General features: G+C 39.6%; 11 protein-coding genes. 2 read left to right on the forward strand and 9 right to left on the reverse strand.

The window, feature by feature from the left end; genetic code table 11:
- Window positions 1-5 precede the first annotated feature (5 nt).
- From G6N79_RS11010 to G6N79_RS11045, 8 genes are all read right to left on the reverse strand, one after another.
- Window positions 6-1,013 carry a LacI family DNA-binding transcriptional regulator gene (locus G6N79_RS11010; protein ID WP_103907583.1) on the reverse strand — a complete coding sequence of 336 codons (1,008 nt, stop codon included), beginning with the start codon at window positions 1,011-1,013 and terminating at the stop codon, window positions 6-8.
- Between the two features lie 170 nt (window positions 1,014-1,183).
- Window positions 1,184-2,803, reverse strand: coding sequence for an NADP-dependent glyceraldehyde-3-phosphate dehydrogenase (locus G6N79_RS11015; RefSeq protein WP_103907582.1), 1,620 nt, complete (start codon window positions 2,801-2,803; stop codon window positions 1,184-1,186).
- Window positions 2,804-3,003: 200 nt separating this feature from the next.
- The gene (gene uxaC / locus G6N79_RS11020) at window positions 3,004-4,404 is read right to left on the reverse strand and encodes a glucuronate isomerase (protein WP_103907581.1); all 1,401 of its coding nucleotides are present in this window, start codon (window positions 4,402-4,404) and stop codon (window positions 3,004-3,006) included.
- A gap of 9 nt (window positions 4,405-4,413) precedes the next feature.
- Window positions 4,414-6,060, reverse strand: coding sequence for a UxaA family hydrolase (locus G6N79_RS11025; protein WP_103907580.1), 1,647 nt, complete (start codon window positions 6,058-6,060; stop codon window positions 4,414-4,416).
- Window positions 6,042-7,559, reverse strand: coding sequence for a tagaturonate reductase (locus G6N79_RS11030; RefSeq protein ID WP_103907579.1), 1,518 nt, complete (start codon window positions 7,557-7,559; stop codon window positions 6,042-6,044). Before G6N79_RS11030 ends, G6N79_RS11025 begins: the two co-directional genes overlap by 19 nt.
- A gap of 21 nt (window positions 7,560-7,580) precedes the next feature.
- Complete coding sequence (locus G6N79_RS11035) at window positions 7,581-8,774, reverse strand: glycoside hydrolase family 88/105 protein (protein WP_103907578.1); 1,194 nt, start codon at window positions 8,772-8,774, stop codon at window positions 7,581-7,583.
- A 1-nt stretch (window position 8,775) separates the two neighbouring features.
- Window positions 8,776-10,434 carry a glycoside hydrolase family 28 protein gene (locus G6N79_RS11040; protein ID WP_103907577.1) on the reverse strand — a complete coding sequence of 553 codons (1,659 nt, stop codon included), beginning with the start codon at window positions 10,432-10,434 and terminating at the stop codon, window positions 8,776-8,778.
- A 203-nt stretch (window positions 10,435-10,637) separates the two neighbouring features.
- Window positions 10,638-11,648 carry a zinc-binding alcohol dehydrogenase family protein gene (locus G6N79_RS11045; protein ID WP_103907576.1) on the reverse strand — a complete coding sequence of 337 codons (1,011 nt, stop codon included), beginning with the start codon at window positions 11,646-11,648 and terminating at the stop codon, window positions 10,638-10,640.
- Between the two features lie 149 nt (window positions 11,649-11,797).
- Here G6N79_RS11045 and G6N79_RS11050 point away from each other — a divergent pair, with 149 nt between their 5' ends.
- Window positions 11,798-12,793 carry a pectinesterase family protein gene (locus G6N79_RS11050; RefSeq protein WP_103907575.1) on the forward strand — a complete coding sequence of 332 codons (996 nt, stop codon included), beginning with the start codon at window positions 11,798-11,800 and terminating at the stop codon, window positions 12,791-12,793.
- A gap of 6 nt (window positions 12,794-12,799) precedes the next feature.
- Here the strand turns inward: G6N79_RS11050 and G6N79_RS11055 are convergent, their stop codons facing one another.
- Window positions 12,800-13,501, reverse strand: a complete 702-nt coding sequence (locus G6N79_RS11055) for an NUDIX hydrolase (protein ID WP_103907574.1) — start codon at window positions 13,499-13,501, stop codon at window positions 12,800-12,802.
- A 235-nt stretch (window positions 13,502-13,736) separates the two neighbouring features.
- Here G6N79_RS11055 and G6N79_RS11060 point away from each other — a divergent pair, with 235 nt between their 5' ends.
- Window positions 13,737-15,416, forward strand: coding sequence for a ribulokinase (locus G6N79_RS11060; protein WP_103907618.1), 1,680 nt, complete (start codon window positions 13,737-13,739; stop codon window positions 15,414-15,416).
- Window position 15,417 lies beyond the last annotated feature (1 nt).

The following is a 15,417-nucleotide window of genomic DNA, read 5'->3' on the forward strand; positions in this document are numbered from 1 at the left end:
CTACATTATTTTGCAATAAACTCCGTTCCTAGGATAATGTGCTCGTAAGCCTCTTCACGATGTTTGGACTCAATCTGTCCAATCAATAATTCCGCAGCTCTTTTGCCAATTTCAAAAGCAGGTTGTCTAACCGTCGATATTTCAGGGGTAAAAAGACTTACTACCTTGGAATTTGTAAAACCCGCAACTTCAATGTTTAATTGAAGGTATTCTTGATTTTGTTTGATAGCTAATAGATAACCTGTGGTTAGCTTATCACCTGATATGAAAATACCATCTATATCCTGCTCAATCAATTCTGCTACAGCCTGATTGATTTCGTCTTGGTGAAGACCTCCATATTTGCAATATTTTACAAGTTTCGGATCGAAATCCAAACCACCTGCTAAAAGACCAGTTTTGTACCCAGATAATCTCTCCTTTGTAATCGAAAGATGTTCTGCACTGGTTAAATGGCCGATTCTTTTTTTTCCAGATTTTTGTAGGTAATCTACAGCCTGATAGGCACCCATTCTGTTATCTATGGTTACTTTGTGGGCTTGGATTTCGGATGGTACGCGGTCAAAAAAAACAATAGGGAATCCTTTCTCTGTCAAATTTTGTAAATATTGGATGTCTGTAGTTTCAGAAGATAAGGCCATCAGTAATCCGTCCATGGACCGTGAATAAAAATGTTCTACATTTAGCCTTTCCCGATCTGCAGATTCCCTCGTCTGTGAGATCACAACCTGATAGTTCTTATCATAAGCAATTGACTCGATGCCATCAATAACCTGGGAAAAGAAATTATTTGCTATTTCACTTACTATAATGCCTAAACTATAACTCTTGCGTTCCTTTAAACTCCTTGCAATAGGATTTACCCTGTAATTTATCTTCTCCGCATATGCAATGACCAATTTCTTTGTCTCCGTACTGATTTCATAGCTGTCGCGTAATGCTCTAGATACAGTAGATGGAGAAAGGTTCAAGGCTTTCGCAATATCTTTAATGGTATAATTTTCAAAAGGCATAGTCATAAATGTACAAAAAAATGAAATGGAAATGATGTAATTAATTTGTTGCCAATATAGTGCAGAAAATAATAAAATACTGAAATATGAGGCAGCAATCGGAAATAAAATAAGGCTGTATTCGAACGATACAGCCTTGGGTTGTTTATTTGTATTAATTTAAGGAGAGACTAAAAAATAAACTTTGTACTCAAGAAGTTGGAAGTGTTTTCATTCACGATGCCATTTAATAGCTTTTTGTTTTGATCCGTTTCCTTCGTAGCTACTAAAGATCGGATGGAAAAGGAACGAAGGGCATCAAAAACAGATAATGTTCCTTCGGCACTATCCTTTCGACCTGTGAATGGAAAGGTGTCTGGTCCTCTTTGACACTGGCAATTGATATTTACACGACTTACTTGGTTCACCAAAGGTGTTATCAATGAGGATATAACTGATTCATTGTTGCTGAAAACACTAACTTGCTGGCCATGTGAAGATTCAATAAGGTAGTTGATTGGTTCTTCCAGATCATCAAAAGGAATGACAGGGATTACAGGTCCGAACTGTTCCTCCCGATAGAGTTTCATTTGTGAATTTATAGGATAAACGATAGCAGGATAGAAGAAGGATTCCAATGACTCTCCACCATGTGGATTGATAATTTTAGCACCCTTCTCTTTCGCATCATCGAGGCATTCCTTAAGATAACCTGGCTTATTTGGCTCTGGCAGGGGAGTCAAGAACACTCCTTTTTCCCATGGCATCCCGTATTTTAACTGACCAACCTTTTGACTTAGTTTCTGTAGGAATTCCTGGGCCAGGCTTCTGTGCACATAGACGATCTTGATTGCAGTACATCGCTGTCCATTAAAGGATAATGAACCCAAGACAGTTTCAGAAACTGCCAAATCTAGATCCGCATCCCGAGTTATGATTGCCGCGTTTTTTGCGTCCAGCCCCAAGATAGCACGGAGACGATTTACTTTTGGATGTAATTTTTTCAGTTCATCAGCTACTCTACTGGATCCAATTAATGTCAAAACATTGATTTTTCCAGATTTCATCAACTCAGGTACGATTTTATTTCCCCTTCCGTAGATTGTATTGACAACTCCTTTGGGGAAACTTGTTCTAAATGCATCCAGTAGAGGATAATGTAATAAAGTTCCGTGTTTAGGTGGTTTGAATAAAAGGGTATTTCCCATGATCAACGCTGGAATCAAAGTCGTAAAAGTCTCATTCAGCGGATAGTTAAATGGACCCATACATAATACCACGCCTAAAGGTGAACGACGAATCTGCGCTATAATACCCTGCTCGATCTGAAAACGAGAAGAGTCGCGATCAAGGTCCTTTAATGCCTCAATCGTAGCGTAAATATATTCCACAGTTCGGTCAAATTCCTTTTCGGAATCTGAAATGGATTTGCCAATTTCCCACATGATCAATCGCACAACAATTTCCTTTTGCGATATCATTTTCTGGGTAAATGATTCTACGCAAGCGATCCTATCCGCCACACTCATGGTTGGCCATTCGCCACGTCCATTATCGTAAGCATTTACAGCGGCATCTAAAGCTTCCATAGATTCTTTTTCTGTACCCACTGGATAGCTCCCAATCCTTTTCCTTTGAAGTCCATTCTTGGTTTGAATACAAATAGGGGAGAAAACGTCATTGACTTCTCCCTGCCAAGGTAACAACTCCCCATTGGAGAGGTATTCCCGCTGATCAATTTCTTCTGTTAGGACGAATTCTCTAGGAATGTCCTCTTCTTGAAGAAAGATTTGTTGTAAATCTAATTCCATATTTATTCCGTTATAGGTTGATTATATACTAAAATGCATGTGGGATTTTTTAGGTTGGGGGTCAATGAAGCCCCCCAACACTAAAACCAAACAAATACAATAGGTTTTTTACTAATTTTCTTTACCAAAAATATTTTTAGGCTGGAACTTTTGGTTGTTCCTTTCATCGTCAAGAAATGATGATGAATGCATCTTAACTTTTAAAAATTGAAATATGTTTTTGCATTGTTGTAGCTAATATCTTTGATGATGCCACCGATCAAATCACGGTCATCGGGAAGCTCACCATTTACAACATCCTGACCAAAAATATCACAGATTAAACGTCTAAAGTATTCATGACGCGGAAAAGAGAGAAAACTTCTTGAATCGGTCAACATTCCGACCAAGCAACTCAGCAATCCCATATTGGATAGTGCATTAATTTGCTTCGTCATGCCATCCTTCTGATCCAAAAACCACCATGCCGATCCAAATTGAATCTTTCCCTTTATGGAACCATCATTGAAATTTCCGATCATAGTCGCTATCAATTCATTATCCGCGGGATTTAAATTGTATAGAATTGTTTTGGCTAATTTATCTTGATCATCCAACCTATTTAAGAATTTGGATAGCGCACGAGCCTGGCTAAAATCACCAATGGAGTCCCATCCCGTATCAGGACCATTCACCCGCAACATCCGTGCATTATTGTTCCGGAGGGCACCCAAATGGTATTGTTGAACCCATCCTTTTTCATGGTCCCATTCCGCAAATTGAAGGAGCATTGCTGATTTAAACTTTAAGACGTCCTCCGGCGAAAGTGCTTTTCCTGTCCTTAACGTGTCGAATATTTTCGAGATCTCACTGTCGGAAAAATCTTCGGCATAAATCTGTTCCAAACCATGATCGGATATGGAACATCCGTTTTCAGCGAAATAGTCATGTCTAGATTTTAAAGCCTGGATATATTCTTGATACGTTCCGATGGATTTGTTGCTTACTTTTTCCAAACTTTGGATATAATCATTCATACCAGCGACATCCTCTGCCTGCATTGCTTTGTCAGGTCGGAATGCTGGTAACATCTTAAAAGATTCCTTCTCCGAAGCAAATTGTTTATGGTAATTTAATGAATCGATCGGGTCATCTGTAGTACATACGACCTCTACATTCATTTTCTTCAGTAAACCGCGAACAGAGAATTCAGGTTGTCCTAATTTTTCTGCTGTTTGTTCGTAAATCTTTTCTGCCGTTTTGGGTGTCAAGAGATCCGTAATGCCAAAATAGCGTTGCAATTCCAGATGAGTCCAATGATACAATGGATTTCGCATGGTATAAGGCACGGTTTCAGCCCATTTCAGGAATTTTTCCTTATCTGTAGCATCTCCAGTTATATATTTTTCCTTGATGCCAAAAGTGCGCATTGCTCGCCATTTATAATGATCACCATTTAACCAAACCTGTGTAATGTTATCAAATTGCTTATTATTGGCAATTTGTTCTGGGATCAAATGGTTATGGTAATCAATAATCGGCTGTTGCTTAGCAAAGTTGTGATATAGGTCCTGAGCAATTTCGCTCTGTAATAAGAAGTTTTCGTCTAAAAATTTTTTCATGATCGTTCTTTATAAGCTTACACCCCTTTTCCAAGGGATAAAGTCATCTTGATTTAATTGTACCGCTTTTGGAATAATTTCGCCACTTGCCGCTTTGATGCAATACGCTAATATTTCTTCCCCCATTTCCTGAATGGTTTTTTCACCCTCGATGATGGGGCCGGTATTGATATCTATAATGTCACCCATACGTTCCGTAAGGGCATTATTGGTACTCACCTTAATTACTGGACAGATTGGATTTCCTGTAGGTGTGCCTAATCCTGTTGTAAATAGGATCAATGTTGCTCCAGATGCTGTTTTTCCTGTGGTGGCTTCCACATCATTACCTGGTGTACAGACTAAATTTAAACCTGGCTTTGTTGCCTTCTCCGTATAATCAAGGACATCTACAATAGGGGAGGTTCCACCTTTCTTTGCTGCCCCCATACTCTTTATGGCGTCGGTAATTAGACCATCTCGAATATTACCCGGAGATGGGTTCATGTGAAAGCCTGAACCCGCTAATTCCGCAGATTGGCTATATGCAGACATAAGGTCCATAAATTTTTGCGCGGCTTTTGGATCAATTGTTCTTTCAATGAGATTCTGCTCTGCTCCACAAAGCTCAGGGAATTCCGCTAATAGTACCTTCCCGCCTAATGCCACCACGAGGTCAGACGCATAGCCGACCGCCGGATTCGCAGAAATCCCAGAAAAACCATCACTACCTCCACATTTAACACCTAAAACCATTTTATCCAACCCTACAGGTGTTCGTTCTTCTTTATTGATCTCTATAAGTCCAGCAAATGTTTTCTGAATTGCTTCCTTGATGAGAACTTCCTCACTGATGGACTGTTGCTGTTCAAAAACATATAAGGGCTTTTGGAATTGTGGATTTCTAAGTTTAATATTTTCTAATAATTCCGAAGTTTGTAGATTCTGACACCCCAAGCTCAAGACAGTAATGCCAGCTACATTAGGATGATCAGCGTAGGCAGCGAGTAATTTTCCCAGCACAGTTGCATCTTGTCGAATACCGCCACATCCTCCTTGGTGGAGTAAAAATTTTATGCCATCAACATTCTTGAATACCCGGCTTTTGGTTGTGGCGGGAAAGTCCAAGTCCTGCAACGAAACGGATGAAACATCTTCACCAGCTGTGTAAGCCGATAATAATTCGTGGGTAAATGCTTTGTATTTATCGGTTATTCCGTATCCCAGTTCATTATTTAGGCTCTCGCGTATCACTTCCAAGTTCCTGTTCTCACAAAAGACAGTTGGAATAAATAACCAATAATTTGCTGTCCCTACCTGTCCATCCGATCGCACATATCCATTAAATGTTCGCCCGGCAAACTTTTGAATATCAGGTGATTCCCATTCGTAATTAAAGGGTTTAAAGGTGTATGGATCAACTGCATGTTTGGTGTTGTCCACATTCATGATAGCTCCTTGAGGAATGGAAAACTGAGCTTTCCCAACCAAAACACCATACATGAAAATCTCATCACCAAATTCCATAGCATGTGTGAAAAATTTATGCTTGGCAGGAATATCCTCGTGCAGATAAATGGTCTCGCCGTCCAATATAATACTTTGACCTTTTTTTAGATCCTGAAGGGCGACGATGACATTATCCTTCGGATGAATTTTTAATACGTTTCTTCCCATGATGCATTTAGTTTTTCGATGGTATGTAAGACACCATTAGCGTTTATCTCCTGGATAAAATTTTGTACAGCTTCAGCAAAACCCTTGTATTGGGTCAAATTCTTACCCCAAAGGTTATCATCGCTGAGTACATTTTTAACTACATTTTCTTCCTGAATCCAATAATCGTGAAGTAATGGTGCAAATTCGTCCTGCAGTGTAATGGTTTTGCCATTTATGGATTGTACAAAACCCTGTTCTTGTTGTTGGCTGTTCATAAACTTTAGATAAGCAGCAAAACCCAAGGCAATATGTTGGGGTAGAACATGATTTTTAGCATACCAATTATGGATCAGGTCAATGACACGCATGCTCATTTTTGATGTATAATTGAGTGCAATACTTTCCCATCGATGCTGTAGAAATGGATTGCTGAACCGGTCGATCACTCGTCTAGAAAATTGAGCAGTATCGTCTTTTTCGATATGCTGATTCACAATTGCCGGCCCAATTTCCAACCGCATTAAATTATCGACGAATTGATGGAAATGTTTGTTGTTCATTGCTTCCGTAACGGTTTCAAATCCACTCCATAAAGCGATTGCAGTGCTGAGTGTATGCGTTCCATTTAGTAAGCGCAACTTAATCTCTTTGAACTTATTAATTGAAGGGACCAGCTTGATGTTCTCATCTGCTTTGGCAAAGCTAAGTTTCTGCTTTACCCTTTCAGAATCCGTCTCGATTGCCCAAAGGCTAAATGGCTCTGCCATTATCATTAAATCATCTTGATATCCCAAAAGATTTTCTACCTCCATTTTATCTTGAGTGGTTAATTTGCCAGGCACAATTCGATCAACTAAAGTATTACAGAAATCATTGGCAGATGTTAACCAAGCTATGAATGCTGCAGATAATTGATTCTGTGTTGCAAGGGTTATTATGATTTTTTTCAGCTTTGTCGCGTTGTCAGAAATTAATTCTGTAGGGAGGATTACAAGTCCTTTTTGTTCATCCCCGTCAAAATGGTGGAACCTGTGATATAGAAAACTCAATAGTTTTCCTGGGAATGAACTAGGAGGGTTTTCCTCTATGCTATCATTACTTAGTGTTATGCCAACTTCCGTTGTGTTGGAAAAAACTATATCAAGGTCTGGATTTTCAGCAGCCTTCAGAATTTCTTGCCAATCCTTTGATGCAGATAATACGTTGGATATTGCATTAATTAAAGTGTATTTCACGACCTGTTCGCCATCTTCAATACCCTTTATACATAAAGTGTAAATATTATCTTGTTCTTTAAATTCATCGGTCCCGTTAGATGATGTCGATTTTACAACCAAAATACGACCATTAAATATTCCTTGTTTATTGGCCTTATCTACATAATAATCAGGTAAACCCCGGAGTAGCACACCAGTACCGAATTGAAGGATACGAACTGGAAGATCAAAGGTAGATGGGGCAGGAAGCTCCACAGCTTTGGATTTAATATTTTTTAAATTTTCTCTTGAAACCAACATGGTGTCCTTATTTTATTGTGCTTATTTTCTGTTTGTTTTTTGTCTTTCCATTTCTGAGGCTGCCATAAGAAAAGCCCCAACACCTTTCGGGTCGTTCGCTTTTACTGGCTCACTAATGTAATATTCGAAACTTCCATCACGATACTTTTTACCTCCTAATCCAGATACTGTAACCACCTTATTTAAATTGATGTGATCCTTCCCCGCTGGTTCCACAAATTCTTTGAGAAGACCTTTATATCCTAGGTCAACATTCTTCTGGAAGGTTTGATCGATATAGCCTAAGCGGATGGATTTGGCCATGGCATAGATAAACATGCTTGAAGCCGATGCCTCAACATAATTGCCTTTTCGATCCCCCTGATCAATTACATCAAACCAAACGTGTGTTTTTGGATCTTGTACCCTTGCAACAGCAGTAAGCGTTCTATTTAACATGGCTATAAGATCTTTTCGCTTAGGGTGATCGGCGGGGAAATGGTCCAAGACATCTACCAGCGCCATGGAAAACCAGCCAATACCGCGTGCCCAAAAATTTCTGGACAAACCAGTATTCGGATCTGACCAACGTTCCTTTCTGGATTCATCCCAACCATGATATAACAATCCTGTTTTGGCATCGCGAGCATGATTTTCCATATATTGGAATTGCTTGGCAACATCCTCATAAATGTGCGGGATATTATGTATTGAAGCATATTCGGTATAAAATGGCTGTGCCATATATAATCCATCGAGCCACATTTGATAAGGGTATATTTTCTTGTGCCAGAAACCACCTTCTTTTGTTCTTGGGTGTGTTTGAATCTGCGCATAAAGCTTATCTGCAGCTTTTAGATATTTCTTGTCTTGAGTCGCTTTATATAGAAATAAAAGCGATTTCCCGTTCTTTAGATGGTCAATGTTATATTCTGTTGCATGATAATTCCGTATTGTGCCATCTTCGGATACAAATTGATCCATCCAATTTTTGATGTAGTTAAAGTCTGTACTGTCTCCGGTGTTTTCGAATACTAAAGCCATTCCATCCAGTACTACCCCCATATCATAAGTCCATTGTGGTCCTTTCTCCTGATTTGTGAATCGAGCATCCTTGAATAATGCAGCGATGGCAGTATTCGCCATTTGTTCTGACAAAGGTTTCTGTGCGAAACCTTCTAGTTGTACAGAGACAAAGTAGACCAAAATAATAGCTTTAAGGAACAAACTTTTCATATTATTGGATAGTTAAGGCGCTTTCACTCGCGTTGTTTATAAATTCTTTCTGTTTATTGAGCTGTTTAATCTCATTTCCTTGAATCTTGATGTTAACACTTTCTTCACCGGATACTTGGATCAATTTTTCAACCGGATTCACGGAACTTAAGCCATTAATGTGAATATCCTTGCCATTATGTACATACAGTAAAGGATTGCTCTCTTCCGTTTTCAGGCGTATTTTGTTAAGGGTGATGCCAGAAGATTCAATAATATCTATTCCTTTTTTAGCTTGAATGTTAACATTCGTGATTGAAATATTCTGAATGTTCATCTCAGGCAAACCACGCAGGAATATTCCTTTATCTGCCCCATGAACATGAACATTTTCAATAGTGAAATTTTTAAAGCTTGGTGTCTCTTCAGTGACTGGAAGTTTGACCACTTTTACCGTTTCTTTTTTCTCCCCTGCTAATGGTACAGGATCTACGGCCATGTAATACATGTCAAATAATATAGCTTCACCTGGAATATCGAACATATTGATGTTTTTAATGAAAATGTTTTCCACTACACCACCGCGCCCTCGCGTTGTTTTGAATCGTAGACCTATATCAGTACCAATAAAAGAGCAATCTTCCACCCAGATGTTACGAGCCCCACCACTCATTTCACTACCGATTACAAAACCACCATGTGCATGGTACACGATATTATTGCGAATGATCACATTCTCCGTAGGCATTCCTCGATCACGCCCAGCTTTATCTCGACCAGATTTAATGCAGATACCATCATCTCCAACATCGAACGTACAATCTTCAATGAGGACATTTCTACATGATTCCACATCTACACCATCTCCATTTTGGGCATACCATGGATTCAAAACAAGAAGATCGCGCAGGGTGAGGTCTTCACACATCAAAGGGTGAAGATTCCAAGCAGGTGAATTTTGAATCGTTACACCTTCTAGTAATATTTTTTTACAGTTTGTCAATTGCAAAAGGTTAGGGCGTAGGAAGTCTTTAACCTCTTGAAAGTCACTGGCCTGTGTCCCGGGCTTCATTAATCCTGGTTTTTTCTGCTTCGATCCTTTCAGCGAACCGATCGAAGGATACCAGATTTCTTGTTTTTCGTCTAAAACGCCTCCCGATTCAATTAATTTTTTCCATTGTGATTCAGTTAGTTTGCTTTTCTTTACCATACGCCATGCAGCGCCATTTCCATCGATGATACCTTTTCCTGTAATCCCAATATTTTCTAAGTTCCTTCCGGATATAGGGCTTTGATTCCTCCATGATGGTTCACCCTCCCAATTTGATTCAACGAGTTTGTATTCGTTAAAATCAGAAGTAAAGAGCAGCACGGCATCTCTTCCCACATGTAAATTGACATTGCTTTTTAATTCTATTGGACCGGTAAGCCATAGACCCGCAGGAATGTGAACTACTCCACCACCTTTTTTGTTGCATTCAGCGATTGCAGAATTTATTGCTTCAGTATTTAAGAATTGGCCATCTCCCTTTGCTCCAAAAGATGCAATGTGCGTCGTATCCTTTGGAAAGCTTACCTGTTGGATAGTGGGTCTAACAGGTTCTTGTCCCAATGTTTTGGAATTTCCCAATACACAGAGAAGTGATATCCCTAAAAATGAAAGTAAATCCTTTTTAATCATGATGCTTTGCTTCAATAATCGTTTATAATCGGTAGTTATATAAACAAGTCTACAAGGAATCAATTTGAAAAGCACGGAAAATTTATGCAAACGATGCCGGAGCTTTTCAAAGGCCCCTCGTTTATACTTATGCAAAATTAAAATCGCAGCACAATAGAATATTGGCTGCGATTTTTTATTAAAAAAATTGTGGGTTGATATTTTTAATTGAACTCGATGATCGTCTTTATTCCTTTTAACAATGGTCGATCTGGATCGGTAAATAAACTTGCCGCGTCCGCAAAATTTACTCTTCGCGTAATGAAATAGCCCGATTGTAGTGATTTTTCTTCAAATCGATCCATGACATATTCGAAATCCTTGGCCAAAGCATTCCTGCTGCTCATTAATGTCCCCTCACGTTTATGGAATTCAGGATGGCTAAAATGGATTTCATCCTTTTGCAACCCAACCAATATATAACGTGCCCCATGAGCCATATATTGAAAAGCACTATTTATAGCTGTTGTGTTTCCTGTAGCATCAAATAGTAGAGTCGGCATATCACCATTCGTAATTTCTGATAATGTCGTTGTTACATCTTTCTCTTTAGGATTTATGGTATGGGAGGCACCGAGTTTGCGTGCCTGTGCTAATCTCGAATCGTCCATATCCATCGCGATGACCTTTGCCCCGGCAATATGGGCTAGGCTAATGATACCAAGCCCAATTGGGCCTGCGCCAATGACCAACGTATATTCGGAGGGTATTAAACCTGCCCGTTGAATCGCATGTGCTCCGATGGCAATAGGTTCAACCAAAACCAATTCATCATAACTTAAGCCTTTCGACGTGCAGACTGCATGCGAGGGGACTACAATATATTCAGCCATTGCACCATCGATATGAACACCTAAAACTTGCATGTCCGTAGCACAATTAGGGCGCCCAAGTCTAGAGGCAATGTCCAAGCCTTTTGTAAGGTAGGGTATAACTGTGACTTTGTCGCCAACCTGAATACCTTCAGCATCACCAGCAATATAATCTGCCGCTATTTCATGTCCCAATATCCTGGGATATGCGAAGAAAGGTTGATTTCCTGAAAAAGCATGTATATCCGTTCCACAGATGCCGACCTTGCGGATCTTCAATAATGATTCTCCCTTACCAGGTTTTGGAATTTCGGCTTCCCCGTAAACCATTTCTCCCGGGTTTTCACATCGTAACGTTTTCATTCTTTATCAATTTTTAAAAGATGAATTTCTACATTATTTCAATATTGCGGAAATTTTCCTACGCAATCGTTGCCGGAAACGATTGCGGGTATCGCCCTTGTGTAAATAGAGAGGAAATGTTAAACTTGAAATAAATGTAAGGTGAACAAATGTATAATTTAAAAGGATTCGTCGTAATATTGCTGATTTTCTCTTCGATTGCAGTGGTTGGACAAACTATTGACAATAAAGACCAGCTTACAGTTGCACAAGATGGGAGTGGTGATTTCTCTAGTATTCAAAAAGCGATAAACCATGTCCGTGACCACGCAGAAAGAAGGGTTACTATAGTTATTAAACCTGGAACTTACACGGAAAAAATCGTAATACCCGCTTACAAAAGAAATATCAGTTTGATAGGATTGGATGCGGAACGTACGATTATTCAATTCCAAGATTTCTCAGGTAAAGATCTTACCAATCCAGATCCTACGGGATTGTCCAAAATGAACACGTATAATTCTTATACAATATTGGTGTCAGCAAATGACTGCAAGTTGGAAAATTTGACTATCGTCAATTCGGCGGGTCGAGTTGGACAAGCCGTAGCATTACATATTGATGGAGATAGAATAGTTGTTCGGAATTGTAAATTGATCGGCAATCAGGACACCTTATACTTAGGGAGATCGGGAACACGATCTTATTTTGAAAATTGTACAATTACCGGTACAACAGATTTTATATTTGGCGCAGCAACAGCTTTTTTCGAAAAATGCACCATTATAAGTCTATCTAACTCCTACATAACTGCCGCAGCTACAGTTCAAGAAGAAAAATATGGGTTTGTATTTTCGAACTGTCGTTTACTTGCTGAAGCGGGTGTGCATAAAGTTTTCTTAGGAAGACCGTGGCGGCCCTATGCCAAGGTCGTTTTTCTAAATAGCTACTTCGATCAACATATCGTAGCGCAAGGGTGGGATCCCTGGGATGGTGACAAGAATTTTCCAGAAAAATATTTGACGGTTACCTTTGTGGAGTACAATACCGCCGGTCCGGGAAATCAATCTGCTCATAGAGTGGATTGGGCAAAAGAGTTAACGGCAAAGCAGGCAAAACACTATGCGAAAGAAAAAGTATTGAGGAGCTGGAAGCCAGAAAGTTAATCAAAATTAGTCCATATTCCAACTTGGAAGATATTGTAAGAAGGTCATAATTTTTTCTTTATAAACCTCTGTATTTAAGGTGTAATAAAAAGCGCCTTTTTTGGAGCCGGATTTATCCTTTTCCGAAGTTTTGTTCAATAAGCCAGAGGTCGATAATTTGCGGATAAAATTTCGCTTATCTAGTGCTGTGTCGTATACGCCTTCATACAGTGCAATAATCTGGGGGATAGTGAATTTTTCAGGCAAAAGTTCAAACAGAATAGGGTAGAGGGCAGCCTTCATGCGCAAGCTCCGCCTCGCTTTTGAGACCATTTTATTATGGTCAAAAATCAATTCCGGAAACTCGCTAATCGGAAACCATTGCGCCTCATATTTTTCTGATACTATTTCCTGCGTCTTTTTTGAGTCTATTAATGCAAAATAACAGATACTAACCACCCGCCCTGCATAATCTCTATTAGGCTCGCCAAAAGCACCGCATAGTTCCATATACACATCATTCAATCCCGTCAATTGTTGTAAAACGCGGTCTGCCGCTTGCTCCGGACGTTCGTTTTCTCGAACAAAACCACCCATCAAACTCCATTTGTTGATTTCAGGTTCAAAACCCCGTTTTACTAGTAGTACTTCCAGATGTTCACCGTTAAAACCAAAAATGATACAATCTACTGCTAATAAAAACTTGGGATAATCCTGATAGAGCGTCATGAGTAAATAAAATTAGATAATAAACGATTTTGAAATGCCAAGTGGAAAGATACAATTTATGTTCTTTCCCTGCGTACTCGATGCACGAATATACAATAAATGTAGAAATTACATTTATTATTTTTATTATTGAAAAATTAAATGTTAATTTGACATTAATAAATGCAGAGATTTACTTTAAATGGTATTCAACGCATTTATAGCACATTATAAACCAACTTTCAAAATTTTATTCATGGACAGATCTTTTGTAATAGGGATTGATTATGGGACGGATTCTGTACGTTCGGTCCTCGTTGATGTTTCCTCCGGAGTGGAGGTTTCATCCTCGGTTTTTTATTATCCGCGATGGAAGGCTGGGAAGTATTGCCAAGCGGTCAATAGTCAATACCGGCAACACCCTTTGGATTACCTGGAGGGTCTGGAATCTACGATAAAAGACTGTCTTGAAAAATCTTCCATTGCCGATATCGGTAATATGGTGACTGCCATTTCCGTGGATACAACAGGATCGACTCCGATTGCTGTAAATCAGGATGGTGTCCCACTAGCGATGCTAGATGAGTTCAAGGACAACCCGAATGCCATGTTTATTTTATGGAAAGATCATATGGCCATAAAAGAAGCAAATGAATTGAATGAACATGCCGAGAAATACCCTATTAACTACCTTAAATACGTAGGCGGTGTCTATTCTTCCGAGTGGTATTGGGCGAAACTCCTGCACATCCTGAGGAAGGATGAGGCCGTTCGGCAAGCCACTTTCTCATGGGTGGAGCATTGTGATTACATACCCTTCGTCTTAACAGGTGGTTCAGATGCAACGCAATTGAAACGCGGAGTATGCTCTGCAGGGCATAAAGCTTTATTTGCTAGTGAATTTGGCGGTGTTCCGCCAAAAGATTTTTTTACCGATTGGGACCCTTTATTAGCCCCTATTTTAGATCATATTTTTACGGAGACATATACAGCTGCGGAATCAGCTGGAACAATATCCCCAGAATGGGCCGATCGATTAGGGCTTAATGAGCAGGTGAAAATTGGTATTGGCGCATTTGATTGCCATATGGGAGCAGTAGGAGGACAGATTGAACCCTATCACCTCAGTAAGGTGATGGGAACATCAACTTGTGATATCGTTGTTGTGCCGAAGGATGAAGTTGGGGATACGTTGGTCCGGGGTATCTGTGGCCAAGTGGATGGTTCGGTCATTCCTGGCATGTTGGGCATGGAAGCTGGTCAATCTGCTTTTGGAGATGCTTATGCCTGGTTCAAGAAATTGCTTATGTGGCCTCTGGATTTTATGGTGTCCAAATCCGATTTATTATCCACTGAAACTATAGAAAGCCTAAAAGAAGAATATGAATCCAATTTGTTGATCCAGTTAAGTGCTAAGGCGGAAGAATTGGAGATCAATTTAGATAGTGAATTTGCTATTGATTGGTTTAACGGCCGCCGTACACCGGATGCAAATCAGGAATTGAAAGGTGCAATTGGAGGGTTAGGTTTAGGATCTGATGCGCCTCGGATTTTTAGATCTATTGTTGAGGCGACCTGTTTTGGCGCAAAGAGTATTGTCGATCGTTTTGAATCCGAAGGGATTCCAATCAAAGGTCTAATTGCTTTGGGCGGAGTAGCAAAAAAATCACCTTTTATTATGCAAATGATGGCTGATGTGATGAATGCTCCAATTAAGGTCCACAAAAGTGAACAAACTTGTGCCCTTGGGGCAGCTATGTTCGCGGCAACTGTTGCCGGTCATTACGCTTCGGTTGAAGATGCAATGCATGCAATGGGGCAGGGCTTTGAAAAAACCTATCAACCAAATCCGCAAAAAGTTTCCATTTATGCCAAAAGGTATAATAGGTACAAGGAATTAGGTGGGTTTTTAGAATCATTTACTAGTAAAAATTAAA

The sequence above is a fragment of the Sphingobacterium lactis genome (assembly GCF_011046555.1).
Taxonomy (GTDB): domain Bacteria; phylum Bacteroidota; class Bacteroidia; order Sphingobacteriales; family Sphingobacteriaceae; genus Sphingobacterium; species Sphingobacterium lactis.

Coding starts and splice junctions, on each gene's coding strand:
- G6N79_RS11010 (WP_103907583.1), bottom strand. CDS start 1,013: ATGCCTTTTGAAAATTATACCATTAAAGATATTGCGAAAGCCTTGAAC.
- G6N79_RS11015 (WP_103907582.1), bottom strand. CDS start 2,803: ATGGAATTAGATTTACAACAAATCTTTCTTCAAGAAGAGGACATTCCT.
- uxaC (WP_103907581.1), bottom strand. CDS start 4,404: ATGAAAAAATTTTTAGACGAAAACTTCTTATTACAGAGCGAAATTGCT.
- G6N79_RS11025 (WP_103907580.1), bottom strand. CDS start 6,060: ATGGGAAGAAACGTATTAAAAATTCATCCGAAGGATAATGTCATCGTC.
- G6N79_RS11030 (WP_103907579.1), bottom strand. CDS start 7,559: ATGTTGGTTTCAAGAGAAAATTTAAAAAATATTAAATCCAAAGCTGTG.
- G6N79_RS11035 (WP_103907578.1), bottom strand. CDS start 8,774: ATGAAAAGTTTGTTCCTTAAAGCTATTATTTTGGTCTACTTTGTCTCT.
- G6N79_RS11040 (WP_103907577.1), bottom strand. CDS start 10,434: ATGATTAAAAAGGATTTACTTTCATTTTTAGGGATATCACTTCTCTGT.
- G6N79_RS11045 (WP_103907576.1), bottom strand. CDS start 11,648: ATGAAAACGTTACGATGTGAAAACCCGGGAGAAATGGTTTACGGGGAA.
- G6N79_RS11050 (WP_103907575.1), top strand. CDS start 11,798: ATGTATAATTTAAAAGGATTCGTCGTAATATTGCTGATTTTCTCTTCG.
- G6N79_RS11055 (WP_103907574.1), bottom strand. CDS start 13,501: ATGACGCTCTATCAGGATTATCCCAAGTTTTTATTAGCAGTAGATTGT.
- G6N79_RS11060 (WP_103907618.1), top strand. CDS start 13,737: ATGGACAGATCTTTTGTAATAGGGATTGATTATGGGACGGATTCTGTA.